Source organism: Streptomyces sp. NPDC000348, assembly GCF_042898795.1.
Lineage (GTDB): Bacteria > Actinomycetota > Actinomycetes > Streptomycetales > Streptomycetaceae > Streptomyces.
In genome coordinates this window covers 102,225-127,008 of record NZ_JBIAZD010000014.1, presented here as the reverse complement: position 1 = coordinate 127,008, position 24,784 = coordinate 102,225, and the positions used below count along the sequence as shown (strand labels likewise).

The 24,784-nt window shown below is 73.4% G+C and carries 25 protein-coding genes; 8 read left to right on the top strand and 17 right to left on the bottom strand.

Translation table 11 applies throughout. From position 1 onward, the window contains the following. Positions 1-37 precede the first annotated feature (37 nt). From ACFY3N_RS25790 to ACFY3N_RS25780, 3 genes are all read left to right on the top strand, one after another. Positions 38-409: a hypothetical protein gene (locus ACFY3N_RS25790; protein ID WP_390819093.1), complete on the top strand. Its 372-nt coding sequence runs from the start codon at positions 38-40 to the stop codon at positions 407-409. A 102-nt stretch (positions 410-511) separates the two neighbouring features. Continuing rightward, on the top strand, positions 512-2,527 hold the full coding sequence (locus tag ACFY3N_RS25785; protein WP_390819092.1) for an FAD-dependent oxidoreductase: 2,016 nt from the start codon (positions 512-514) through the stop codon (positions 2,525-2,527). A 31-nt stretch (positions 2,528-2,558) separates the two neighbouring features. Beyond that, positions 2,559-3,134 (top strand): PadR family transcriptional regulator, encoded by a 576-nt coding sequence (locus ACFY3N_RS25780; RefSeq protein ID WP_390819091.1) that lies wholly within the window; start codon positions 2,559-2,561, stop codon positions 3,132-3,134. Between the two features lie 68 nt (positions 3,135-3,202). Here ACFY3N_RS25780 and ACFY3N_RS25775 read toward each other — a convergent pair whose 3' ends face one another. Continuing rightward, positions 3,203-3,733: a hypothetical protein gene (locus tag ACFY3N_RS25775; RefSeq protein ID WP_390819090.1), complete on the bottom strand. Its 531-nt coding sequence runs from the start codon at positions 3,731-3,733 to the stop codon at positions 3,203-3,205. A gap of 169 nt (positions 3,734-3,902) precedes the next feature. Continuing rightward, positions 3,903-4,901 carry a fibronectin type III domain-containing protein gene (locus ACFY3N_RS25770; RefSeq protein WP_390819089.1) on the bottom strand — a complete coding sequence of 333 codons (999 nt, stop codon included), beginning with the start codon at positions 4,899-4,901 and terminating at the stop codon, positions 3,903-3,905. Between the two features lie 386 nt (positions 4,902-5,287). On the opposite strand from ACFY3N_RS25770, the gene ACFY3N_RS25765 reads away from it, so the two are divergent. Beyond that, entirely contained in the window at positions 5,288-6,181 is an 894-nt protein-coding gene (locus ACFY3N_RS25765) for a glycoside hydrolase family 75 protein (RefSeq protein WP_390819169.1), read from the top strand. A 24-nt stretch (positions 6,182-6,205) separates the two neighbouring features. Here the strand turns inward: ACFY3N_RS25765 and ACFY3N_RS25760 are convergent, their stop codons facing one another. The 14 genes from ACFY3N_RS25760 to ACFY3N_RS25695 form a co-directional block, all read right to left on the bottom strand. Then, entirely contained in the window at positions 6,206-6,616 is a 411-nt protein-coding gene (locus ACFY3N_RS25760; protein WP_390819088.1) for a PTS fructose transporter subunit IIA, read from the bottom strand. Then, positions 6,609-7,226: a dihydroxyacetone kinase subunit DhaL gene (dhaL, locus tag ACFY3N_RS25755; RefSeq protein ID WP_390819087.1), complete on the bottom strand. Its 618-nt coding sequence runs from the start codon at positions 7,224-7,226 to the stop codon at positions 6,609-6,611. The genes ACFY3N_RS25760 and dhaL overlap by 8 nt, the downstream gene beginning before the upstream one ends. 49 nt (positions 7,227-7,275) lie before the next feature. Beyond that, a complete protein-coding gene (dhaK, locus tag ACFY3N_RS25750) occupies positions 7,276-8,268 on the bottom strand; it encodes a dihydroxyacetone kinase subunit DhaK (protein WP_390819086.1) in 993 nt (330 codons plus the stop codon). 1,226 nt (positions 8,269-9,494) lie between these two features. After that, a complete protein-coding gene (locus tag ACFY3N_RS25745) occupies positions 9,495-9,764 on the bottom strand; it encodes a hypothetical protein (protein WP_390819085.1) in 270 nt (89 codons plus the stop codon). A 160-nt stretch (positions 9,765-9,924) separates the two neighbouring features. Then, positions 9,925-11,769, bottom strand: a complete 1,845-nt coding sequence (locus tag ACFY3N_RS25740; RefSeq protein WP_390819084.1) for a thiamine pyrophosphate-requiring protein — start codon at positions 11,767-11,769, stop codon at positions 9,925-9,927. Between the two features lie 226 nt (positions 11,770-11,995). Further along, entirely contained in the window at positions 11,996-12,646 is a 651-nt protein-coding gene (locus tag ACFY3N_RS25735) for a CoA transferase subunit B (RefSeq protein WP_390819083.1), read from the bottom strand. After that, positions 12,646-13,401 (bottom strand): CoA transferase subunit A, encoded by a 756-nt coding sequence (locus ACFY3N_RS25730; protein WP_390819082.1) that lies wholly within the window; start codon positions 13,399-13,401, stop codon positions 12,646-12,648. The genes ACFY3N_RS25735 and ACFY3N_RS25730 overlap by 1 nt, the downstream gene beginning before the upstream one ends. A 115-nt stretch (positions 13,402-13,516) precedes the next feature. Next, positions 13,517-14,269 carry an SDR family NAD(P)-dependent oxidoreductase gene (locus ACFY3N_RS25725; protein WP_390819081.1) on the bottom strand — a complete coding sequence of 251 codons (753 nt, stop codon included), beginning with the start codon at positions 14,267-14,269 and terminating at the stop codon, positions 13,517-13,519. Next, positions 14,266-15,237 (bottom strand): fumarylacetoacetate hydrolase family protein, encoded by a 972-nt coding sequence (locus ACFY3N_RS25720; RefSeq protein WP_390819080.1) that lies wholly within the window; start codon positions 15,235-15,237, stop codon positions 14,266-14,268. Before ACFY3N_RS25720 ends, ACFY3N_RS25725 begins: the two co-directional genes overlap by 4 nt. Before the next feature lie 70 nt (positions 15,238-15,307). Next, positions 15,308-16,246 carry a VOC family protein gene (locus tag ACFY3N_RS25715; RefSeq protein ID WP_390819079.1) on the bottom strand — a complete coding sequence of 313 codons (939 nt, stop codon included), beginning with the start codon at positions 16,244-16,246 and terminating at the stop codon, positions 15,308-15,310. Positions 16,247-16,256: 10 nt separating this feature from the next. Next, positions 16,257-17,261 (bottom strand): amidohydrolase family protein, encoded by a 1,005-nt coding sequence (locus tag ACFY3N_RS25710; protein WP_390819078.1) that lies wholly within the window; start codon positions 17,259-17,261, stop codon positions 16,257-16,259. Beyond that, a complete protein-coding gene (locus ACFY3N_RS25705) occupies positions 17,258-18,388 on the bottom strand; it encodes an FAD-dependent oxidoreductase (RefSeq protein ID WP_390819077.1) in 1,131 nt (376 codons plus the stop codon). Before ACFY3N_RS25705 ends, ACFY3N_RS25710 begins: the two co-directional genes overlap by 4 nt. Positions 18,389-18,412: 24 nt before the next feature. Beyond that, a complete protein-coding gene (locus ACFY3N_RS25700; RefSeq protein ID WP_390819076.1) occupies positions 18,413-19,375 on the bottom strand; it encodes a cyclase family protein in 963 nt (320 codons plus the stop codon). After that, positions 19,372-20,373, bottom strand: coding sequence for a fumarylacetoacetate hydrolase family protein (locus tag ACFY3N_RS25695; RefSeq protein WP_390819075.1), 1,002 nt, complete (start codon positions 20,371-20,373; stop codon positions 19,372-19,374). The genes ACFY3N_RS25700 and ACFY3N_RS25695 overlap by 4 nt, the downstream gene beginning before the upstream one ends. A 127-nt stretch (positions 20,374-20,500) precedes the next feature. Between ACFY3N_RS25695 and ACFY3N_RS25690 the strand changes: the two genes are divergently transcribed. From ACFY3N_RS25690 to ACFY3N_RS25675, 4 genes are all read left to right on the top strand, one after another. Further along, on the top strand, positions 20,501-21,430 hold the full coding sequence (locus ACFY3N_RS25690; protein ID WP_390819074.1) for a LysR family transcriptional regulator: 930 nt from the start codon (positions 20,501-20,503) through the stop codon (positions 21,428-21,430). A 372-nt stretch (positions 21,431-21,802) separates the two neighbouring features. Then, positions 21,803-22,693, top strand: coding sequence for an SGNH/GDSL hydrolase family protein (locus tag ACFY3N_RS25685; protein ID WP_390819073.1), 891 nt, complete (start codon positions 21,803-21,805; stop codon positions 22,691-22,693). A gap of 219 nt (positions 22,694-22,912) precedes the next feature. Continuing rightward, positions 22,913-23,362 (top strand): pyridoxamine 5'-phosphate oxidase family protein, encoded by a 450-nt coding sequence (locus ACFY3N_RS25680; RefSeq protein WP_390819072.1) that lies wholly within the window; start codon positions 22,913-22,915, stop codon positions 23,360-23,362. A 155-nt stretch (positions 23,363-23,517) separates the two neighbouring features. Next, on the top strand, positions 23,518-24,213 hold the full coding sequence (locus tag ACFY3N_RS25675) for a response regulator (protein WP_390819071.1): 696 nt from the start codon (positions 23,518-23,520) through the stop codon (positions 24,211-24,213). A 37-nt stretch (positions 24,214-24,250) separates the two neighbouring features. Here ACFY3N_RS25675 and ACFY3N_RS25670 read toward each other — a convergent pair whose 3' ends face one another. Beyond that, the gene (locus ACFY3N_RS25670; RefSeq protein ID WP_390819070.1) at positions 24,251-24,673 is read right to left on the bottom strand and encodes a pyridoxamine 5'-phosphate oxidase family protein; all 423 of its coding nucleotides are present in this window, start codon (positions 24,671-24,673) and stop codon (positions 24,251-24,253) included. Positions 24,674-24,784: the final 111 nt, after the last annotated feature.

Genomic DNA, 24,784 nt, shown 5'->3' with positions numbered 1-24,784 from the left:
GGTGGGGACGGCGTGGGCCACGAGAGGAGCGATCACGATGGGCAGCGAGCGACCGCACCCGGAATCCGTCTCGGTCGAGATCAGCGGATGCAGCAAGGACGACGCCCGGATCGTGTTCGACACGCTGTGCGCGTGCTTCACGTCCGACCGGTGCTCCGACGACGTGCCGGAGGAGTTCTCCGAGACCCGCCCGACGGTCTGGCTCGGCACCTTCGACGTCGCCGACGTGCACGAGGGCGCCCGTCCGCGGCCCCGGCTGGCCGCGTCGGTCGACGCCGACGCGCACGGCGGCTACTGGGCGATCGACCGGTTCCGCACCACCCTGGGCTCCCTGTTCACGGTGCACGAGCTGAGCACGGTCCCCGGCGACCAGGAGGAGGAGCTGCACGTACGTCTCGAAAACCGGTGACGCTCCCGGCCCCGTGTGCCCTCCGTCTCTTATGCAACTAGTTGCATAAGGTGGCGCGCGTGCCTTACAACTACAGGCACGACACCGCGCACGGAGGGCCCGATGAGCCGTTACCCCCACCTGCTGACCCCCCTCGACCTGGGCTTCACCACCCTGCCCAACCGGGTCCTCATGGGCTCCATGCACGTGGGCCTGGAGGAGGCCGAGGGCGGCTTCTCCCGCATGGCCGAGTTCTACGCCGCCCGCGCCCGCGGCGGGGTCGGTCTCATCGTCACCGGCGGCATCGCCCCCAACGACGAGGGGCGGCCCCACGAGGGCGGCGCGAAGCTCACCACCGGGGCCGAGGCGCGGCAGCACCGGACCGTCACCGACGCGGTGCACCGCGAGGGCGGACGCATCGCGATGCAGATCCTGCACTTCGGCCGGTACGCCTACCACCGGGACCTGGTCGCCCCCAGCCCCGTACAGGCGCCGATCAGCCCCTTCCCGCCCCGCGAGCTCACCGACGCCGAGGTGGAACGCACCGTCGACGACTACGCCCGCGCCGCCCGCCTCGCCCGGCAGGCCGGCTACGACGGTGTCGAGATCATGGGCTCCGAGGGCTACCTGATCAACGAGTTCATCGCCGCGCAGACCAACCACCGCACCGACCGCTGGGGCGGCTCCTACGAGAACCGCATGCGCTTCCCCGTCGAGATCGTCCGCCGGGTGCGCGAGGCGGTCGGCGAGGACTTCATCGTCGTCTACCGGCTCTCCATGCTCGACCTGGTGCCCGGCGGCTCCACCCTGGACGAGGTGATCACGCTGGCCAAGGCCGTCGAGGAGGCCGGTGCCACGATCATCAACACCGGCATCGGCTGGCACGAGGCCCGCATCCCCACCATCGCCACCTCCGTGCCCCGCGGCGCGTACACCTGGGTGACCAAGCGCCTCATGGGCGAGGTGTCGGTGCCGCTGGTCACCACCAACCGCATCAACACCCCGGAACTCGCCGAGCAGTTGCTCGCCGAGGGCTGCGCGGACATGGTGTCCCTGGCCCGCCCGATGCTCGCCGACCCCGACTTCGTCGCCAAGGCCGCCGACGGCCGCCCCGAGGCGATCAACACCTGCATCGGCTGCAACCAGGCCTGCCTCGACCACACCTTCAGCGGGCAGATCACCTCCTGCCTGGTCAACCCGCGCGCCTGCCACGAGACCGAGCTCGTGCTGTCCCCGACCCGCCGCCGCAAGCGCGTCGCCGTCGTCGGCGCCGGGCCGGCCGGCCTCGCCTGCGCGGTGAGCGCCGCCGAACGCGGCCACCACGTCACCCTGTTCGACGCCGCGAGCGAGATCGGCGGCCAGCTCAACGTGGCCCGCAAGGTCCCCGGCAAGCAGGAGTTCGACGAGACCCTGCGCTACTTCCGCACCCGCCTCGCCGAACTGGCCGTCGACGTACGCCTCGACACGCGCGTCACCGCCGAGGACGTGGCCGGCCACGACGAGGTCGTCGTCGCCACCGGCGTCACCCCGCGCGTCCCCGACATCCCCGGCGTCGACCACGGAAGCGTCCTCGGCTACCTCGACGTGCTCCGCGACGGCGCCCCCGTCGGCGACCGGGTCGCGATCCTCGGCGCGGGCGGCATCGGCTTCGACGTCGCCGAGTTCCTCACCGACGGCGGCGACAAGGCGCACGAGGACCCCGGGACGTACTTCCGGCAGTGGGGCGTGGACCTCGACTACCGCGGCCCCGGCGGCCTCACGGTGCCCGAGCGGTCCGTCCCGCCGCGCACCGTCCACCTGCTCCAGCGCAAGACGTCCAAGGTCGGCGCCGGACTCGGCAGGACCACCGGCTGGATCCACCGCACCGAACTCAGGCACCGCGGCGTCACCATGGTCCCGGGCGTGCGCTACGACCGGATCGACGACGCCGGACTGCACGTCACCGTCGACGGCGAGAGCACCGTCCTGGAGGTCGACACGGTCGTCCTGTGCACCGGTCAGGAGCCGCGCCGCGACCTGTACGAGGAGCTGGTCGCCGCCGGGCGGGCCGTCCACCTGATCGGCGGCGCCGACGTGGCCGCCGAACTGGACGCCAAGCGCGCCATCAAGCAGGGCACCGAGCTGGCGGCGGCGCTGTAGGCCGGGCGCGGCCCGTCCCTAGGATGAGTCCATGTCACTCCCGCACGCGATCCTCACCGCCCTGCTCGAGAAGCCGTCGTCGGGGCTGGAGCTGACCCGCCGGTTCGACCGGTCGATCGGCTACTTCTGGTCCGCGACGCACCAGCAGATCTACCGCGAGCTGGGAAAACTGGAGGCCGGGGGCCTGATCCGGGCCCTCCCCGCCGCGCAGCCGGCCCGGGGGCAGAAGAAGGCGTACGAGGTCCTGCCGGCGGGGCGCGCGGAACTGGCCCGCTGGACCTCCGCGGCCCAGGACCCCAAGCCGCACCGCGACGCGCTGCTGCTGCGGCTGAGGGCGGCGGCCGTGGTCGGCACCGCGGGCCTGGCGGCCGATCTGCGGCGCCACCGGGAGATGCACGAGCGCCAGCTGGCGGAGTACCGGGAGATCGAACAGCGCGACTTCCCGCCCGGCAGGGACGGACCGGAGGACCGGCTGCGGCATCTGGTGCTGCGGGCCGGCATCGACCTGGAGACCTTCTGGACCCAGTGGCTCGACCACGCGCTGGCGGAGTTCGCCCGGCTGCCGGACGCCGGCGGACCCGGGAGCCCGGGCGCGCGGGAGGCGTGACACCACGACGGGTCGGCGCCGGCCGCCCGCCGGGAGCGCGTCGGACACGAAGGCGGCCGGCGCCGGACCTAGAAGTGGCGCGGGGTGCTGCGGCGGCGCAGGTACCAGGCCGTGGCGGCGATCCCGGTGCCGACCAGCGCGCCGCCCGCCACCAGCGTGACCGTGCCGTAGTCCGTCGAACTGCCGCCGATGCCGCCCATCACCCCGCGGGACGGCGAGGCGGTCGGTGAGACCGACGGACCGGGGGCCGTGGAGACGACGACGGACTGCGTGCCCGCGGTGTTGCCGTTCGAGCACATCACGATCACCGTGTACGTGCCCGGAGCGACGTCGGACCAGGCGGCGGACTGTCCCGAACCGCTCCCCGACAGCGCCACCTGACGGCCCTGCGAGAAGCTCGTCTGGCTGCTGCTGAGCAGCGAGGCGGTGCCCCAGTGGCCGTTGATCTGGGTGCACGCGCCGGTGCTCACCGAGACCGTCGACCCGGTGGTGCTGACGGAGATCCCGGCCGCGGCGGCCGGCCCGGCCGGGATCAGCGCGAGCGCGACGGCGGCAGCCGCGGTCGGACCGGAGCGGAGCAGTGGCTTCGAGTTGCGCATGTCGACTGCCTTCCGGCGGCACGGCCGGCGGTACATCCCTTGTGCCGCCGAGGTCGGGGAGCGCCCGTGCTGCCACGAGGCAAGCCAACGGGCCGCCGGACCGGCGCGCACTCCGGCGGCATCCGGGCAGGTGACGGCTTCCTCCGGGCGGCCGACCCCGGAGGCCGGGTCAGCGTCCGGCCCCCGTCGTCACCGTGCGCTCCGCAGAGAAGCCGCCCCAGGTCCCGTCCGGCAGCATCGCCCGGATCCGCACCCGGTGGGCGACCCCGGCCTCCCGGCCGGCGTAGAAGCGGTACGTCGCCCGGTCGCGCGGTGCGTCACCGCCGTGGACCAGCGAGGTGGCGACCCGGCCGTCCAGGTGCACCTCGTACTCGGTGATCACCCCGTCGACGCGCGGCGGCACCCAGTGCAGGACGAGGTAGTACGCGCCGTCGGACCGCTCGCTCGTGGCCCGGAAACCGGTGGGGGCGCCGGCCGGGCCGTCCGCGCCGCCCGCGGTGGTGAGGCGGACGGCTGCGCCGGCCGGGGAGAGGTTGTCGGCCGCGTCCCGGGCCCGGACCGTGAAGGAGTAGCGGGTGCCCGGCCGCAGCCCCGTCACCACGGCGGCCGTCTGGTTTCCGCCCACACTGTGGACCTTCGTTCCGCCCTGGTAGACGTCGTACGACACCACACCCCGGTCGTCCTCCGAGGCGGACCACGACAACTGGGCCGCCCGGCTGCCGGCGGTCCGGCCGCGCAGCTCCGCCGGACGGGTGGGAGCGGTGGTGTCGGCCGTGGTCGCCCGGGGTGTCGTCGCCCGGACCTCCCGGCTGCGCGGCCCGAACCGCCCGTCCGCGTCCCGGGCCCGCACCGTGAACGCATAGGTGGTCGCGGGCCGGAGCCTGGTGACGTCCACCATGTGTGCGGTACCGGGCACTTCCTTCACCTTTGTGGTGCCCCGATATACCTCGTAGTGGCTCACCTCGGCGTCGGCGGCGGCGACCGCGTTCCACATGACGTGCACGCTGGTGGCGCTGCCCGCCTCGGCCGTGACACCGGTCGGTGCTCCGGGCGGCCGTTCACCACCGCCGTCGTCCGTTCCTCCCCACCGGCAGGAGGTGAGCAGCAGGAGGACCCCGCCGAGCGCGAGAAGGCGACGCGGGGACACGGCTGGGGGAACGCCACGCATGACTCTGCCTCCCGGGGCGGTGCACGGGAACGCCCGAACAATGGTCCGTACCAATATGGCCGGGTTGGCGCGATCACATCAAGAGGGTGGAGGTGGGGGAGTGCGCGCGTTACGTATGCTGAAGTCCGGACGAGCCGAACTCCCTTTCGAAGAAGGGGAGTTCGGGTCCGTGGCGCGGACCGCTGTCGTCGCAGATCCCGCGCCGGTGCGGGTGGCCGGACGGCCCGGGTCGACCCGGATCCGGGCCCCGGCCCCTCGCCGTGGTCGCTGGTGCGATCGTGGGCCGTCCGGCCCTGTCGGGGTCGTCACGCCGTCATATCGGGGCGAAATGGTGCAAAGTGCCCGTGAGTGTGCGCCCGTGACCCCGACGAGAGGCCCCCTTGATCGTGTCCCGTGTCCAGTCGCTCACCCTGGCCATGGCCGGTGTCGCCCTGCTGGCCCCTTCGGCTCCCCCCACCCCCGCACCCCAGCCCCGCAGCGAACCGGCCGTACGGCGCGCGGCCCCGGTCGCCGCCGACGGCGTGCCGGCCGGGCCTCGCATCGACCCGGCCGTACGGCGCGCGGCCCCGGTCGCCGCCGACGGCGTGCCGGCCGGGCCTCGCATCGACCCGGCCGTACGGCGCGCGGCCCCGGTCGACGTCGACGACGACGTGCCGGCCGGGCCCGGCAGCGACCCGGCCGTACGGCGCACCGACCCCGTCTCCGCCGCCGACCTGCTGGCCAAGGTGCGCACCTGCGCCCCCGTCTCCCGGGGCCGCTACCGCGAGGACCACGGCGGCGAGGCCACCGTCCCGGTGTGCGGCACCCGCGACGCCGTGTTCTGGAAGGCCGACATGGACATCGACTGCGACGGCCGCCCCGGTCTCCGCTGCAACGCCGGCACCGACCCGTACTTCTCCGCCTCGACGGCCTTCGCCCAGTCCGACGGCCGCCCGCTGAGCTCCGAGGAGACCCCCTACGTGGTGGTGCCCGCGCCCAGCGCCGTGTGGGACTACCGGTCCCACGGCGTGCGCGGCGGATCGGTCGTGGCGCTGGTGTACGGCGACCGCGTGCGGTACGCGGTCGTCGGCGACACCGGCCCCGCCGACATCATCGGCGAGGCGTCCTACGCCGCGGCGGAGTCGCTCGGCATCGACCCCGACCCGCGCGGCGGCGGCACACCCGCCGGCGTCACCTACATCGTGTTCAAGGACAGCCGGGTGACCCCCATCGAGGACCACGAGGGCGCGGTGACGGCGGGGGAGCGGCTGGCCCGGCGGTTCGTGGACGCCGACGGCTGAACCGGCCGGGCGCCGCCGCCCTCCTCACACCTTCCGGTACGTGTACGCCTCCTCCGCCGCCGCCTCCACCGCCGCCAGGTCCGCCCCCGTGGCGGCCGTGACCACCGCGGCCACCGCGCCCTCCACGAACGGCGCGTCCACCAGCCTGGTCCGTTCGGGGAGTTCGTCGCCCTCGGCGAGCAGTGCCTTCACGGTGAGCACCGCGCTGCCCAGGTCGGCCAGCACGGCCACCCCCGCCCCGCGGTCGACGGACGCGGCCGCCGCGGCGATCAGCTCGGCGCTCGTGCCCAGCCCGCCGCCCTCGGTGCCGCCCGCCGGCGCCACGGGAACCGCCCCGCCGGCGCCCGCCAGCCCTTTCGCCAGCTCCGCCACCGCCGCGGCCACCGCCGCGCTGTGCGACACCAGCACGATCCCCACCGGCTTCTCGTCACTCACCGCCGGCCTCCGTGTCCGCCCCGGCCGCCAGGAGCCCGGCGATCAGCAGCGCCGCCGACGTGGCCCCCGGGTCCTGGTGTCCGATGCTGCGCTCACCCAGGTAACTGGCCCTGCCCTTGCGCGCCTGCAACGGCGTCGTCGCCACGGCACCCGCCTCGGCGGCGTCGCGCGCGGCCGCGAAGGAGTCACCGAGGGCGTCCACCGCGGGAACCAGCGCGTCGACCATCGTCTTGTCGCCCGGTGCGGCGCCACCGAGCTGCCGCACCGCGTCCACTCCGGCGCGCAGTGCCTCGGCCAGCCGGTGCTCGTCCACCTCGGCGGCGTCCCCGAGGGCCTTGCCGGTGCGGCGCAGCAGCGTCCCGTACAGCGGACCGGACGCGCCGCCCACCGTCGAGATGAGCAGCCGCCCGGCCTGCACCAGCACCGCCCCGGGAGTGGCGGGCGGCTCCTTGTCCAGCGCGTCCCTCACCGCCCGGAACCCGCGCTGGAGGTTGCTGCCGTGATCGGCGTCCCCGATCGGCGAGTCGAGCGCGGTGAGCCGCTCCGCCTCGCGGTCCACGGACGCGGCGGTGGCCGTCATCCAACGGCGGAAGAAGTCGGCGTCGAGCACGGGAACTCCTTGCGTGGTAGGTACTCCTGAACCATGGCCCCAGCGTCCCTCACATGCCCCAGCGCAGCCCCGGGGTCCGCACCGGCGCGTCCCACAGCCGCAGCAGCTCCTCGTCGACCTGGCACAGGGTGACCGAGGCGCCCGCCATGTCGAGGGAGGTGACGTAGTTGCCGACCAGCACACGGGCGACGGGGACCCCGCGTTCGCCGAGCAGCCGCTGCACCTCGGCGTTGAAGCCGTACAGCTCCAGCAGCGGGGTGGCGCCCATGCCGTTGACCAGGACCAGGACGGGGTTGCGCGGCGTGAGGTCCTCCAGGATCGCGTCGAGGGCGACCTCGGCGATCTCGCCGGACGTCATCATCGGCCGCCGCTCCCGGCCCGGCTCGCCGTGGATGCCGATGCCCAGCTCCAGCTCGCCGGAGGGCAGCTCGAAGGTGGGAGTGCCCTTGGCCGGTGTGGTGCAGGCGCTCAGCGCCACACCGAAGCTGCGGGAGTTCTCGTTCACCTGCCGGGCGACGGCCTCCACCCGCTCCAGCGGCTGCCCCTCGTCCGCCGCCGCGCCCGCGATCTTCTCCACGAACAGGGTCGCGCCCGTGCCCCGCCGGCCGGCCGTGTACAGGCTGTCGGTCACCGCCACGTCATCGTCGACCAGCACCTTCGCGACCTGGATGCCCTCGTCCTCGGCCAGTTCGGCGGCCATGTCGAAGTTGAGCACGTCACCGGTGTAGTTCTTCACGATGAACAGCACCCCGGCCCCGCTGTCCACGGCTGCCGCGGCCCGCACCATCTGGTCGGGCACCGGGGAGGTGAACACCTCGCCGGGACAGGCCGCCGACAGCATCCCCGGGCCCACGAACCCGCCGTGCAGCGGCTCGTGCCCCGACCCCCCGCCGGACACCAGGCCCACCTTCCCGGCCACGGGTGCGTCCCTGCGCACGATCACCCGGTTCTCCACGTCCACCGCCAGCTCGGGATGGGCCGCCGCCATCCCCCGCAACGCGTCCGCGACCACGGTCTCCGGGACGTTGATCAGCATCTTCATGGGTGCCTCCTAGGGAGCTCGGCAGGCAGGTCGTCAGCCTGCGTTCCTGCTGGTCGGAGTTGGTATGGACAGTTCTTGACCCTGGCGATCCGCAGCGGCCGGAAGCAGGCTGCGACGGTACTGACACCGGCTCGGTGCCGACTTCGGTGACGGGTCGTCGGGCAGGGCGCGCGCTCGGGCGGGATCCGGGTGGAGTGCCGCTGTCGGCAGTATCGCGCCTTGCGGCGGCGAAGGTCACCCGCGAGGACGTCCGTGGGTGTGCCCCGGCGCCGAGCGGGGTGCGTCCGGTCGCGCCCGGACGCCGGCATCCGCACACAGGGGGGACACTCCGGTCGGTATATGCGGATGCCCTGTGCTGTCCGAGGTTGCGAACTCGCCTTCCGCCGTGATGACGAACTCGGTGTGCCGGCGCCCGACACGTCGTTGAACCGCAGGGACGAAGTACGGACGCCGGGAGCGGAGAAGGCACCGGCGCGGTGCTGGGCCGCGCAGCCGAGTGGGACGACCCGTATCGCGCCCTGGCCACCGGGACGACCTCGTCATGCATCGGGGTCGGTGGTGCCGGTGCGACCCGGAGCGGAACCGGGGTCGCGTGCGGCGACCGGCCCGCCCGGTGGGACGAGGCCGACGGGCTGGTCGGTCATGACCGCGTGAACCTGTCGAACCACCTGGTCCTCCTCCGGCGACGAACGTGTCACCAGCGGATACCACCGACATGCGCCGCCCATACGCCCAACGGGGATCTTCGCCCTCACAGACGCCTGCCATGGGCCTCGGGGCGTGAGCGCGCCCACTGCGCTCGGACCTCTCCCGTGCCACCTGTACGGGGGCCGCTCGCCACGTGAACGCGTGCCCGGCTTCGGCCTCCGGTGTCGTGGGTCCGTTCCGCGAGGAAGACGAGGGCGGACGGTCAGTGCGAGACCGTCGTCGACGCCGCTTTCGGTGTGGAGCAGTTGCCGCGGTCGGGCAGGGACCTCGTCATGGCCCACGATGGCCGAGGCGACCGCAGGGCCGGAGAGCGGCGCATGCCCCGGTCCGGCACGATAGCACGTGCCCCGTCGTAGGTCCCGAAGCACATGACCGGTCGAGCCGGCGGGCCGGACCACGAGGCAGGCCGTGTTCCCCCGGCGGCGGGCACGGGGCCGGAAGGCGTTCGAGGCTCAACCGGACGACGCCGAGGCAGTCACCGGCCCACAGACGTCCACCGGCCGGGTACCGAGCCCGTCTCACCGGTCGGGGCCGCCGGGGTGGGTCGCGTAGGTGCGAGGGCGCTCGTGGCGGCGATGGACCGCTGAGCTCACCACCGCGCTCAGGCCCGCGCAGAAGAGGAGCGCGAGGGCCAGGCCGGAGCAGAAGACGGCCAGCGTGTTCATGGTGGCGATGTCCTGGCCGAGTACGGACACGGTGTACTCGGGGCCACCGGAGAGGTTGTCGGCGATCACCAGGCCGGTGAAGGCTCCTGCGGCCGCGAGGAGGAGCAGTCCGAGTACGATCATCCGGATCATCCCCTCGAACGGAGTGTTCCACTGGTACGGGATGCGGGCCGACCGGGTACCCGCGGTCCTGCGCGGAACACGCGGCGGGCGCGTAAAAGGGCACGGGGCGTCGTGCCTTCCCGGCCGGACCCGGGCCTGCGGGCCGGTGGCGCCGAGGGGATCACGTGTCCCCTTCGGCGCTGTCGTGCGGTCCGGCGCCGGGCCGGTCCCCGCGGTGACGGCTGCCGGGCAGCATCTCCTGCACCTTGGCCTTCAGACCCTGCCTCACCATGGAACCGCGGTCACTGTCCCCCTTGAGGATCGCGGTGGCCGCGGCCTCGATCTGGTCCAGCGAGGCGTGCGGCGGGACCGGCGGTACGGCCGGGTCGGTGCGGAAGTCGATGACGAACGGCCGGTCGGCGGCGAGCGCCCGGTCCCAGGCCGCCTCGACGTGCCCGGGCTTCTCCACCCGGACCCCGTCCAGGCCCATGCGCTGCGCGAACTCCGCGTACGGCAGATCGGGAATGGCCTGCGACTCCTCGAACTGCGGGGCGCCGGACATGGCCCGCATCTCCCAGGTGACCTGGTTCAGGTCGCCGTTGTTGAGCACCGCCACGATCAGCCGCGGGTCGGACCACTCGCGGTAGTACTTCGCGGCGGTGACCAGCTCCATCATGCCGTTCATCTGCATGGCGCCGTCACCGACCAGGGCGATGGCGGGACGGCCGGGGTGGGCGAACTTCGCACCGATGGCGTACGGCACGCCGGGGCCCATCGTCGCCAGGGTGCCGGACAGGGAGCCGCGCATCCGGCCGCGCAGCCGCAGGTGCCGGGCGTACCAGTTGGCGGCGGAACCGGAGTCGGCGGTGAGGATCACGTCCTCCGGCAGCCTGCCGTCCAGGGCGTGCACGACGTACTCGGGATTGACCGGGTCGGCGTCCACGGCGGCGCGCCGCTGCATGACCTCCCACCAGCGGGCGACGTCCTTCTCGATCTTCTCCCGCCAGGCCCGGTCCTCCTTGCGGTGCAGCCGCGGCAGCAGCCGCCGGAGCGTCTCGCGGGAGTCGCCGACGAGGTTGACCTCGAAGGGGTAGCGCAGACCGATCATGTGCGGGTCGATGTCGATCTGGACCGCCCGGGCCTGGTCCAGCTCCGGCATGAACTGTGTGTAGGGGAAGCTGGAGCCGATCATCAGCAGGGTGTCGCACTCCGTCATCAGCTCGTAGGAGGGGCGGGTGCCCAGCAGGCCGATGGAGCCGGTCACGTACGGCAGGTCGTCCGGCAGGACGTCCTTGCCCAGCAGGGCCTTGGCCACCCCGGCACCCAGCACGTCCGCCAGCCGCTCCACCTCGTCGCGGGCTCCGCGCGCACCCTGTCCGATCAGCACGGCGACCTTCTCGCCCGCGTTCAGCACGTCCGCGGCCCGCTGGAGGTCCTCGTCGGACGGGACCGGCGCGTACCGCCCCAGCCCGAGGCTGGACGGAACCATCTTGAACGCGTGGGTGGGCGGGCTGTAGTCCAGTTCCTGCACGTCGCCGGGGATGATGATCGCGGTGACGGTCCGCTCGGCGTACGCGGTGCGGAAGGCCCGGTCGATGAGGTTCGGAAGCTGTTCGGGCACCGTCGCCGTCTCGCAGAAGTCCGAGGCGACGTCCTTGTACAGGCCGGCCAGGTCCACTTCCTGCTGGTAGGAGCCGCCCATGGCGCTGCGGTTGGTCTGCCCGACCAGCGCCACGACCGGAACGTGGTCGAGCTTCGCGTCGTACAGTCCGTTGAGCAGGTGGATCGCTCCCGGCCCGGAGGTGGCCGCGCACACCCCGACCCTGCCGGAGAACTTCGCGTAGCCGACGGCTTGGAAGGCCGCCATCTCCTCGTGCCGGGCCTGGACGAACTTCGGCTTGTTGTCCGCCCGCCCCCAGGCCGCCAGCAGGCCGTTGATGCCGTCGCCCGCATAGGCGAAGACATGGTCGACCTCCCAGTCGCGCAGCCGCTGGAGGACGTAGTCGGACACCTTCGTGCTGGCCATACGAACTCCGTTCCCGATTCCGTCGGCGAGCGGCCGTCCCGGCGCCCCGGCCCGGGTCGTGCACGGGGGTGCGGGGGCAGGCCCCGTGACGGGTAACCGTGCGGGCGAGCGGAAAACCCGTCCTCGCGAGGGCGACCCGGTGGCCCGGACGCCGGCCCGGGAAGTCGATCGGGATCCGTGCTCTTGCCGATCGGGGTGAGTCCGGGCGATGCCCGATCCCCGGCGGTCAGCAGGCGGCGGAGAGGCTGTCCACGAGCAGAGGGGCGTCGGTGCGGGCGGTGACGTCCTCGACGGTGACACCGGGAGCGGTCTCGACGAGGGCGAGGCCGTCCTCGGTGACGTCGAGGACGCCGAGGTCGGTGATGACCCGGTGGACGCACCGCTCGCCGGTGAGGGGGAGGGCGCATTCCCGGAGGATCTTCGGGGAGCCGTCCTTGGCGGTGTGCTCCATCAGGACGATGACGCGGCGGGCGCCGTGGACGAGGTCCATCGCGCCGCCCATGCCCTTGACCATCTTGCCGGGGATCATCCAGTTGGCCAGGTCACCGCGTTCCGACACCTGCATGGCGCCGAGGACGGCGGTGTCGATGTGGCCGCCGCGGATCATGCCGAAGGAGAGCGCCGAGTCGAAGAAGCTCGCGCCGGGCAGCACCGTGACGGTCTCCTTGCCGGCGTTGATCAGGTCGGGGTCGACCTCGTCCTCGGTGGGGTAGGGGCCGGTGCCGAGGATGCCGTTCTCGGAGTGCAGGACGACGTGCACGCCGGGCGGGAGGTGGCCGGGTATGAGGGTGGGCAGGCCGATGCCGAGGTTGACGTAGGAGCCGTCGGTGAGTTCGGCGGCGGCGCGGGCGGCCATCTGGTCGCGGGTCCAGGCCATCAGTTGCTTACCGTCCTCTTCTCAATGGGTTTGTCGGCGGCCTGCTCAGGGCTGAGCGGTACGACCCGCTGGACATAAATGCCGGGCAGGTGGATTTCGTCCGGGGTCAGTTCGCCGGGTTCGACGAGTTCCTCGACCTCGGCGATCGTGACGCGGCCCGCCATGGCGGCCAGGGGGTTGAAGTTGGCGGCGGCCTTGCGGAACACCAGGTTGCCGTGGCGGTCGCCGCGCCAGGCCCGTACGAGCGCGTAGTCGGTGGTGATGCCGTGCTCCAGGACGTGCGGGCGGCCCGCGAAGTCACGGGTCTCCTTGGGCGGGGAGGCGACGGCGACCGTTCCGTCGGCCGCGTACCGCCAGGGCAGTCCGCCCGTGGCGACCTGGGTGCCCACGCCGGCCGGGGTGTAGAAGGCGGGGATGCCCGCGCCGCCGGCCCGCAGCCGTTCGGCGAGGGTGCCCTGCGGGGTCAGTTCCACCTCCAGCTCCCCGCTGAGGTACTGCCGGGCGAACTCCTTGTTCTCACCGACGTAGGAGCCGGTGACCCGGGCGATGCGGCCGGCGGCGAGCAGCACGCCCAGGCCGCGGCCGTCCACGCCGCAGTTGTTGGAGACGACCTCCAGACCGGACGCGCCCTGCGCGTACAGGGCGCGGATCAGCGCCTCGGGCACGCCGCTGAGCCCGAAGCCGCCGACGGCGAGCGAGGCGCCGTCGGGGATGTCGGCGACCGCCTCGGCGGCACCGTCGCGGACCTTGTCCATGTGCGGGTTTCCTTTCAGCAGGGAGGGCCGGGCAGGACGGCGGACCGCGGTGCGGCGGCCCGGCCCCGGCCGCGCGCGGTCCCGGAGAGCAGCGCCGCCTCGCCTTCCGGCCGCTTCACGGTGTCCCCTCGCGCAGGGCGTCGGAGACGGACTTGACGCCGCCGTGCGCGGTGAGCCCGCCGTCCACCGGGATCTCCGCGCCGCTGATGAACGACGCGTCGTCGGAGAGCAGGAAGACGACCAGGGGCGCCACCTCGTTGACGGTGCCGGTGCGGCCGAGCGGCGTCTCGCGGACGTTGGCCTCGCGGAACGCCGGCGCGGCGGAGGCGGTCATCTCCGTCTCGATGTAACCGGGGTGGATCGTGTTGACGCGGATGCCGCGCGGGCCCAGTTCCAGGGCGGCGGTCCTCGACAGGCCGCGCAGCGCCCACTTGCTGGTCGTGTAGGCGACCGGGTAGTGGGCGGTGAGGGCCGCCGAGGAGCCGACGTTGACGACGCAGGAGCCGGGCGGCATGAGCGGGGCGAGGTGCTGGATGCCGAGGAGGGGGCCGGTGACGTTGACCGCGTGGACGCGGGCCATGTCCTCGGGGCGCACGTCGCCGAGGCGGGCCCGCCAGGTGATGCCGGCGTTGTTCACCAGGCCGTGCACCTGCCCGTACGACTCCCGGAGCTCGGCGGCCAGTTCGGCCCAGTCCCGCTCGCTGGTGACGTCGAGCCGGCGGCAGCCGGGCGCCTCGGTGACGTCGGTGGCGACGACCCGCGCGCCTTCCCGGGTGAGCGCCTCGGCCTCGGCGGCGCCCTGCCCGCGGGCGGCGCCGGTGACGACGACGACCCTGCCCAGGAGCCGCTTGGGGTGCAGGTCGTTCACGGCCGCTCCCGGGTACGGCGCCGGCCGGCCGGCAGGGGAACGGGCTCCATGCCGGGGACGACGGTGTTGGTGAGGGCGCCGAGGCCCTCGACGGTGAGCGTGACGGTGTCGCCGGGCTTCAGCGGCGGCGGGGTCTGCTCGCCGCGTCGGCCCCAGAGTTCGGCGAGGCAGCCGCCGTTGCCGCAGGTTCCGGAGCCGAGGACGTCGCCGGGGACGACGCGGGTGCCGCGGGAGGCGTAGGCGGTCATCTCCTCGAAGGTCCAGCTCATGTGGGACAGCAGGTCCTCGCCGACCACCTGCCCGTTGACCTCGGCGGTCAGGGCGAGCCGCAGGAAGCCGTCGGCGTCCCGGTACGGCTCCAGTTCGTCGGCGGTGACCAGGTACGGGCCGAGCGTGGTGGCGGTGTCCTTGCCCTTGCAGGGGCCGAGGCCGACCTTCATCTCGGCGGACTGCAGGTCGCGGGCGGACCAGTCGTTGAAGACGGTGTAGCCGACGATGTGGTCGCGGGCCCGCTCGGGCGTGAGGTCACGCCCCTCACGGCCGATCACCGCGCCGACCTCCAGCTCGAAGTCGAGGACCGCCGAACCGGGCGGCACCGGGATGTCGTCGTGCGGGCCGTACACGGCGTGCGGGTTGGTGAAGTAGAAGGTCGGGGCCGCGTACCACTGTTCGGGTACCCCGGCGGCTCCGTCCACGGACCGCCGTACGCCTTCCACGTGCTCCTCGAAGGTGACGAAGTCCCGGATGGAGGCGGGTTGCAGCGGTGGCAGCAGACGGACCTGGGAGACGTGCGGGCCCGGCGGTACGTCGAGGGTGGCGGCGCCGGCGTCGAGCAGGGCCGGGAGTCCCCCTCCCCGGCCGAGGAACTCGGTGAGGGAGCGGACGCCGGGAACGGGGAAGAGCACGCCCTCGTCGTCGACGACCGCGAGGCGGGACGTGTGCTGGTGGGCGTAGGTGGCGAAGCGCATGCGGGGGCTCCTGGCGAGGGGCCCGGGGGCGCGGCGGACAGGCCGCCACGCCCCCGGAGGCGGTGGCGGATCAGACCGGCGGGGCGACGAAGACGCCGCGGTCGGGGTCGTTGAACGACTCCTTGGCGACGAGTTCGTTCATGGGGTTGGCGGTGCCCCACTGGTCGGTGACCTCCGGCTGGGAGAAGTCGTAGACGTGGGGGTGCCAGGTGTCCTCGTCCAGGCACTCCAGCTCGGTGGTGTACTCGACGGTGTTGCCGTGGGGGTCGAGGAAGTAGGTGAAGGTGTTGTCCCCGGCCATGTGGCGGCCGGGACCCCAGATCTTCCTGAAGCCCGCGCGGGTGACGCGGCCGGAGCCGCGCATGTACTCGTCGATGCCGCGCATCTCGAAGGAGATGTGGTGCAGCGACGTGTGCGGGCCCTTCGCGAGCGCCATCGAGTGGTGCTGGTTGCTGATCCGCATGAAGTGCATGACCTCGCCCATGTGCGGCGAGCTGAGCGTGTCGGAGAGCGCGAAACCGAGGTGGCGCTCGTACCACTCCCGGGTGCGGTTCAGGTCCGGGGAGTTGAGCACGACGTGGCTCAGCTTGACCGGGATGGACTCCCTCTCCTCGATCCTGCGGTGCCGGCGCACCTCGACGTCGGAGGAGACCTCGATGGTGCGGCCGTCGACGTCGAAGAAGCGGAAGCCGTAGCCGCCGCCGGGGGTGTCGACCTTCCCCGGCCGGGAGATCAACTGCACGCCGCCGGCCAGCAGTCGCTCGGCGAGGGTGTCGACGTCGGCCGCGTTCGCGGCGCCGTAGGAGACGAGGTCGAGGCGCTTCTCGTCGGCCTTGCGCAGCCGTACGACGTACTGCTCCGGGGAGCCTTCGGCGGCGAGGAAGGAGATGCCGGAGTCCTCGGCGACCTTGGTCAGGCCCCAGACGCCGGCGTAGAAGTCGAGTTGCTTGTCGTAGTCGGGCACGGCGAGGTCGACGTGCCGCAGATGGGTGAGCAGACGTGCGCTCATGGATTCCTCCTCAGGCGAGTGCGAGATGGAGCAGGGCGGCGGCGTTCCGGCCGCGTACGGCGTCGAAGTCGGCCTCGGACAGCCGGGCGGCGCGCAGCGCGGCGACCGGGTCCTCGGTGCCCATGTCGAAGGGGAAGTCGGAGCCGAGCAGGACGCGGTCGGCGCCGGCGACCCGGACCAGCTCCCGCAGCACGTGCGGGTCGTGGACGAGCGAGTCGAACCAGAGCCGCTTCAGGTAGCTGCTGGGCGGGTGCGCGCAGCCGGCGCCCGCGTCGGAGCGGGCCGACCAGGCGTGGTCGCTGCGGCCGACGTGGGTGGGCAGGTAGCCGCCGCCGTGGGCGGCGACCAGGTTCAGCCCGGGATGGCGGTCCAGTACCCCGGAGAAGATCAGGTGCGAGAGCGCGACGGCGTTCTCGGTGGGCTGGCCGACTGTGTTGGACAGGTACCACTGGTCAAGGCGCTCGTCGAGCGTGCACCCGAAGGGGTGCAGGAAGACGATCGCGCCGGTCTCCCCGGCCCGCGCCCAGAAGGGCTCGTACGCCGGGTCGGACAGCTCTCGCCCCGGGGCGTGGCTGGAGATCTCGACGCCCAGCAGCCCCTGGTCCAGCGCGTGGTCGAGGGCGCGCACCAGGTGCTCCGGGTGCTGGAGCGGGACGAGGCCGAGCCCGCGCAGCCGGTCGGGTGCGGCCGAACAGTGCGCCGCGGTCGCCTCGTTGGCGAGCCGGTACACCTGCTCCGCCGTCTCCGCACCGGCCCAGTAGTGGTAGTGCGACGGGGAGGGGCTGACCAATTGCACGTCCACGCCCTGGGCGTCCATCGCCGCGAGCCGCACGGTGGGGTCGGTCAGTTCCGGGATGCGTTCGCGCACCATGGGCCCGTTGACGGCCAGGGCCGCCGGCCCGTTGCGCCGGGCGTCCAGGGCCTTCGCCTCCGCGTGTCCCGGGAGGCCGGCCACCAGCGCCTCGACCTCGGGCAGCAGGACGTGCGCGTGGACGTCGACGGTGGGCGCGCTCACGGCAGCTCCCGCAGCATCGTCATCGTGCGGCCCATCAGGCCCGGCACGTCCGCGTCCCGCACTCCGTCGAGCTGCCACCGCCCGATCTGCACGGACGCCTCCACCACCGGGCGGACGCGGGCGATGCGCCGCTCGTAGTACGCCTGGAACAGCGCGTCGTCCCAGGTCCCGGTCCCGGTCAGCAGTTCGGCGAGCACGAGCGCGTCCTCCAGGGAGAGGGCGGCGCCCTGGGCGAGGGTGGGTGGGCAGCAGTGGGCGGCGTCACCGACGAGGACGACGCGGCCGCGGTGCCAGGAGCCCTCGACCAGCAGGCGGTCGAACCAGGTGTAGTTGACCTCCGCCGGGTCGGTGATGTGTTCGGTGATCTCCGGCCAGTGGCCGCCGTAAGCGGAGGCGAGGCGGCGCATCTCGTCGGCGTACGACTCCGGCGGGATCGACGCGCGGTCGCGGTTGGCCTCGACGACGTACGCGTACAGCGTCGTGTCGCTGGTGGGGCAGTAGCCGGCGATGTAGGCCGGGCCGCCGTAGGCGAGGTCGGTGCGGGTCACGCCCTCCGGCCGGGGGGCGGCGACGCGCCAGATGGCCATGCCGGTCGGCTCGGGCTTGTCACCGATGCCGATCGCGGCACGGGTGGCGGAGCCCAGGCCGTCGGCGGCGACCACCAGGTCGTAGCGGCCCTCGGTTCCGTCGGAGAAGCGCACGGTGACGCCGCCGCCGTCCTGGTCCAGGGCGGTTGCCCTGACGCCCAGGCGGACCTCGGCTCCGCTCGCACGGACGGCGTCGATCAGGATCCGCTGGAGCCGGGGGCGCTGCATGCCGACGGTGGCGGGCAGGTCGTCACCGCCGGTGCGGATGTCGCGGGCGACGTGCAGGACGGTGCCGTCGGGGGCGGTGATGCCGACCGAGCCGAAGCCGAATCCGGACGCCTCCACCTGCTCCCACACGCCGAGCTCGCGCAGCACCCGCAGGGCGTTGCCCTGGAGGGTGATGCCGGAGCCGGCGGTGGCGTTCCAGTCGTCCTTGGCCTCGATCAGGTCCACGTCGACGCCGGCCCGGCGCAGCAGGACGGTCATGGCGTTGCCGGCCGCGCCGCCGCCGATCACCAGGACTCTACGGGCTGTGCTCATTGAGGAACTCCCTTGTTCCACTGGTTACTTGACGGCGATCGGGTTGACGGGGGAGCCGACCGCGCCGGTGATGGGGAGGGGGGCGGCGGTGAGCCAGAAGTCGTACTTGCCGTCCTCCGCGCAGTCCTCGGCGAGCGCCTCCGGGTCCCACATCTCGCCGATCAGCAGGCCGATGTGCGGGATGGCCACCTGGTGCAGCGGCTGGAAGGCGTGCTCGAACTCGTTGGGCCGGACCTCGAAACCCCAGGTGTCGGTGGCGACCGCGGCGATCTCGGTGCCGTGCAGCCAGCCCGCCGTGGTGAACGACAGACCGGGCGCCGGACCGCCGGCGTAGTCGCCCCACCCGTCGCGGCGTACGCGGGCGAGCTGCCCGGTGCGCACCAGCACGATGTCGCCCCGTCCGACCTCCACGCCGTGGGCGGCGGCGGTCGCGGCGAGGTGCTCCTCGGTGATCGCGAAGCCGTCGGGCAGTTCCCCGTCGGTGCCGATCACCCGGCCGACGTCCAGCAGCACACCCCGGCCCGCGACGTGCGGAGCCATGTGCTCGATGCCGGTGACCAGGTCGCCGTCGGAGGTGACGACCTTCTCGGCCGGGCGGCCGTTCCACGCCCTGCCGTGGTCGAAGATGTGCCCGAGCCCGTCCCACTGGGTGGAGCACTGCAGCGGCATGGCGATGACGTCGTCGGCGCCGCCGATGCCGTGCGGGAAGCCCTGCGTGCCGAGGGCGGCGTCGGTGCCGGTGTCCAGCATGGTGTGCACCGGGTTGGTGCGCCGCCGCCAGCCCTTCTGCGGGCCGTTCATGTCGAACCGCTGGGACAGCGAGAAGCTGACACCGCGCCGGACCAGCGCGGCGCCCTCGCGGCGCTTGCCCTCGTCCAGGAAGTTCAGCGTGCCGAGAACGTCGTCCTCGCCCCAGCGCCCCCAGTTGGAGAACGCCTCGGCGGCCGCGGCGATCGCGCCCTCGGGATCGTGGCGGTCCGGCGTCACGACGCGGCCTCCGCCACACAGCGGGTGCGCTGGACGCCGAGGCCGGTGACCGAGCCCTCCATCACGTCGCCGTCGCGCAGCAGCCGGCCCCAGTGCATGCCGTTGCCCGCCGGTGAACCGGTCAGCACCAGGTCGCCGGGGAGCAGCCGCGCCGTCTGCGAGGCGTACGCCACCATGCGGGCCACGCCGAAGATCATGTCCTTGGTGGACTCGTCCTGCATGGTCTCGCCGTTGAGCTTCAGCGTCACCCGCAGGTCGCCGGGGTGCGCGATCGACCCGGCGGGGACGATCCACGGGCCGAGCGGCGTGAAACCGGGCGCGTTCTTGCTGCGCAGCCAGTCCGTGCCGATCTGCGGCATGTCCCGCCGGAAGACGGTGGCGCGGTCGGTCAGGTCGTTGGCGATGGTGTAGCCGGCGACGTGGTCCAGGGCCTCCTCGACGGACACCCGATGGGCCGGCCGGCCGATCACCGCCGCCAGTTCGAGTTCCCAGTCGGGCTTCTCCGCCCACGCGGGGAGGACGACGTCGTCGTACGGGCCGGTGATCGCGCTCGGCAGGCCGATGAACACGTACGGCAGGTCCTCCGCCGCCCGCCGGTCCATGATCTCCGCCGCCTCCGCGCGCCGCTCGCTCTCCGGCCGGTCGTCACCGGGGGCGCGGTGGGCGACGTGCAGGTCGATCACGTGCTGCCGGTAGTTCGCGCCCGACTGGAAGACCTGGCGCGGCTCGACGGGGGCGTGCACCCGGAAGTCCGCCAGCGGCTTCCGCTCCGGCCCGCCGCCCCCGGCCAGCGTCCGCAGCCGGGGGAGGACCGACTCCCAGCCCTCCAGGAGGCTGCGGACGGACAGCCGGCCGTCGCCGAGAGCGGCTCGCAGGTCGAGTACCCGGGCGTCGGGGGTGACCAGGGCGGGGAACGCGGGCCCGTCCGGGGCCGAGAGCGTGGCGAGGGCGAACGGTCCTGCGAAGAGCGCGGACGACGGTTCAGGTTTCACGGACATGTCCTCCTGATTGCGGTGGGACTAATCTGGACCCGCCACCCGCGATCAGGGAAATTGCTTCTGTGGATGACCGGCATCCACCGTGTCAATGAGTCCTGGTCAGCGCCGTACCGCAAAGGGAAGCCCCGTGAATCTGGCTCGCCTCGACCTCAACCTCGTCGTCGCCCTGCGCGCGCTGCTGGAGGAGCGCAACGTCACCCGCGCCGGGCAGCGCGTCGGTCTCAGCCAGCCCGCCATGAGCGCCGCGCTGGCCAGGCTGCGCCGCCACTTCGACGACGAGCTGCTCGCCCGCGTCGGCGGCCACTACGAGCTCACCGCCCTCGGCCAGGTCCTCCTCGACCGCACCTCCACCGCCTACGACCTGCTGGAACGCCTCTTCGCCAGCCAGGCCACCTTCGACCCGGCCAAGGAGAGCCGTGAGTTCAAGCTCGTGGCCTCGGACTACGCCGTCTCCGTCTTCGGCACCGAACTCGCCCGCGTCGTGCACGAGGAGGCGCCCGGGATCCGGCTGCGCTTCGCCCAGACCCCGACCACCGTGGCCGACGACACCGCCACCCTGCTCAGCGCCACCGACGGACTGCTCATGCCGCACGGCGTCATCAGCGACTTCCCCGCCACCGACCTCTACGACGACCGCTGGGTCTTCCTCGTGTCGCGGGACCACCCGAGCGTCGACGACCGGCTCACCCGGCGTGACCTGGCCCTGCTGCCGTGGGTCACCTACCAGCGCACCTACGACGCCCCGGCGGTGCGCCAGCTCGGCATGCTCGGCGTCGAACCGCGCGTCGAGGTCTCCGTCGACAGCTTCCAGCTCCTGCCGCTGCTGGTGGCCGGCACCCGCCGCATCGCCCTGATCCAGGCCCGCCTCGCCCACCTCCTGCGGCCCCTCGCCGCCGTGCGCGTGCTGGAGCCGCCGTACGAGGCGGTCCCGCTGCGCGAGGCGCTGTGGTGGCATCCCGTGCACACCCATGACGCGGCCCACATCTGGCTGCGCGAGACGGCTGCCCGGGTCGGCAGGCGCATGACGGGTGCGGACGAGGCCCGAGACCCGTCCTGACGGGCCTCTCCGGCCGCCGGCGCGCACCGTCGTCCGCCCCCGGAGCCCCGCGGGAGTATCCATGCGCCGGATCGGCGGTATCCGGAACCCGGATCGTGCCGGGGCGGACGGGCCGGGGCCAGGGGGGTGTCCGGGAGCGGGGCGGGGACCGGCCGGGGCCCGCGGCGGCGCGGCCGGCCGGCGACCGGCCCGCGGGTGGCGCCGTTCGGAGCCGGCGGCCGTACCGGCTGCGGCGGGCACCGGGGAGCCGTGCCGTGCGCCGTCATCCGGCGGGAGTACCGGGCCGTGGTCCGCCGTGCGGCGGCATGTCCGTTCGGGCATGCTCGTCGCGAGGCAGACCCGCGCCTCCCGACCCGCCGGACGGAGGCGTCCTTGAAGACGACCCTGCGCACAGCCCTGGCCACCGTGCTGTCCGCCGGTGTCCTGTCGGCCGCGGCACCGGTCACGGCCGCACCGGTCACGGCCGCGCCGGCCGCGGCCGAACCACCGCGGTACGTCGCGCTCGGCGATTCCTACGCGGCCGCACCGCTGGTGCCGCCGCTCGATCCGGCCGACCCGATGTGCCTGCGCTCCCTGTCCGGCTATCCGCGCGTCGCGGCCGAGCGCCTCGGCGCGCACCTCACCGACGTCACCTGCTCCGCCGCCACCACCGACCACCTGAGCACGTCCCAGTACCCGGGCACCGCCCCCCAGTACGACGCGCTCACGCCCGCCGCGGACCTCGTCAGCCTCACCATCGGCGGCAACGACGCCGACGTCTTCGGTGAAGCGCTGGGCTGCGTCAACATCCTGCCCCCGCCCTACGGCACCAGCTGCGCGGAGGAGAACACCGCGGGCGGTACCGACAGGATCAGGGCCCGCATCGACGCCTGGGCACCGGTCCTCGGCACGGTCCTGGACGAGATCGCCCGGCGCGCGCCGAACGCCGAGGTCTTCGTCGTCGGTTACGGCAACTACCTCCGCACCGACGGCTGCCACCCCGTCCAGCCCTTCTGGAAGCAGGACGCCAACTACCTCCAGGGCGTGGTCGACCACCTCGGCGCCGTACTGAGGCGGACGGCGCAGGAGCACGGCGCGACCTTCGTCGACACCTACACCCCGGGGATCGGACACGACATCTGTGCCGCCCCCGCCGACCGCTACATCGAGGGCCTGGTCCCCGCCCGTCCGGCCGCCCCCCTGCACCCCAACGCCGCGGGGGCCCGGGCCGCGGCGGACGCCCTCGCCGCGGCCGTCCGCGCGACGGGCGCCGTACTCCCGTGAGCCCCGTGACCCCGGTGACGTGAGCGGCGAAGACGTCCGGAGAACGCGGACGGGAGACGCCGGACGCGCCGGACGGCGGACGCGGCGCCAGGCGGACCCGGTGGCGGCCGGGCCGTTCGCCGGGGGGGAACGGGACCGTCGGCCCTCACCTTCCCGGCCGCGCCCGGCTCAAGGTGGAAGGACGCAGGACCGCTGCACCAGGCGAAGGACGGGCTGGCGATGTACCCCAATGACGGTTTCCGTGAACTCGGGCGGCAGGAGTGCCTGCAGCTGATGGCCGGGGTGCCGGTCGGCCGCATCGTCTTCACGCGCCGGGCCCTGCCCGCCGTGCTGCCCGTCAACTTCCGCCTGGACGCCGACGGCGCGGTCCTGCTGCGTACCGCCGCCGGTTCGGAACTGGTCCGCGCGGTCGACGGCGCGGTGGTCGCCTTCGAGGCCGACGACGTCGACGCCGTCCGGCAGTCCGGCTGGAGCGTCGTCGTCACGGGCCCGGCCACGGTGGTGACCGACCCCGCCGAACACCGGCGCCTGGCCCGGACCGGACCGGTCTCCTGGGTGCCCTCCGCGCGGGAGGTCTTCGTCCGCGTCGAGGCCGAGCTGGTCACCGGGCGCGAACTCGTCGGCGGACGCTCCCTGTACGGGGTGGGCCCGGCGGCCGCGGACGGATGACGCCCGCCGGCGGGACCCGCGGGCGGGAACGGCCCGGGCCGGGGGCAGTGGGGCCGATCGGCCCTGGCTTCCCGGCCCCGGATTGCGCAGGATGTGGGGGACGGGGAATTCCGGCCGGCGTGGACGGTCACACAGCGCGCGACGAGGAGCGATCGATGGCGGACGGCGAGCAGCCCGGACCCGAGGGCCCGATCCGGGTCTTCCTGCTGGACGACCACGAGGTGGTCCGGCGAGGGGTGCACGACCTGCTGAACGACGAACCGGACATCACCGTGGTCGGCGAGGCCGCCACCGCGGAGCAGGCCCTGGTCCGCGTCCCCGCCCTGCGCCCCCGGGTCGCGGTCCTGGACGTACGGCTGCCGGACGGGGACGGCGTGAGCGTCTGCCGCGAGCTGCGCTCGGCCATGCCCGACCTGGTCTGCCTGATGCTGACCTCCTTCGACGACGAGGAGGCCCTGCTCGACTCGATCATGGCCGGCGCCTCCGGATACGTGCTGAAGCAGATCCGCGGCTCCGACCTGGTGAGCGCCGTCCGCACGGTGGCCCGCGGCCAGTCGCTCCTCGACCCGAGCGCCACCACCCGGCTGATGGCCCGGCTGCGCGGCGGGCAGCCGAAGGAGGAGGAGCAGCCGGACGCGCTGCCCGGGCTGACCGACCGGGAGCGAGAGATCCTGGCCCTGATCGGAGAGGGACTGACCAACCGCCAGATCGGTCAGCGGCTGTACCTGGCCGAGAAGACGGTCAAGAACCACATCTCCCGGCTGCTGGCCAAGCTCGGCGTGGAGCGCCGCGTCCAGGCCGCCGTCATCGCCACCCAGGTGCAGGACCGGCTGAGGCAGGAGGGCCGCTGACGGCACGCGGTGAGCCGGGCCGGCCCGCGCCGGCGGTTCACCGCACGGCGGGCACCCCCCTGAGCTCCCGCCCGGTGACGATCTCGGCCCCGATGCGCACGAACACCGTCTCCCGCAGCGGCATCCACGAGGCCGGACCGGTCCGTGCCAGCCGTTCGTGCTCGGCCGGATCGGTCACCACGGTGGCCCGTCCGGTGACGATCACGCTCCAGCCGGAGCGGGTCTCCCCGTGGAACTCGTCCGCCTCGAAGGCCACCACGGTGCCGTCGACGGCGCGTACGAGGTCCGAGCCCGGGGAGGTGGCCAGGAGCACGGAGGCGTCCGTGTCCAGGGAGAAGTTGACGGGCAGCACCGCGGGCAGGGCCTGCCGGGTGTAGATCACCCGGCCGACCGGCACTCCGGCCAGCAGGCGGAGGCATTCCTGCCGGCCGAGCGCGCGAAAGGCGTCGTTCTGGAACATCCCCCCATCGTCACCGCGGGCCCGGCCGGGCGGTAGGGCCGACCGGCCCTACCGCCCGGCCGGGCCCCTCCGCGTGTTCCTGGTGTGGCTGTCGACCTCCCGGGGGACGCA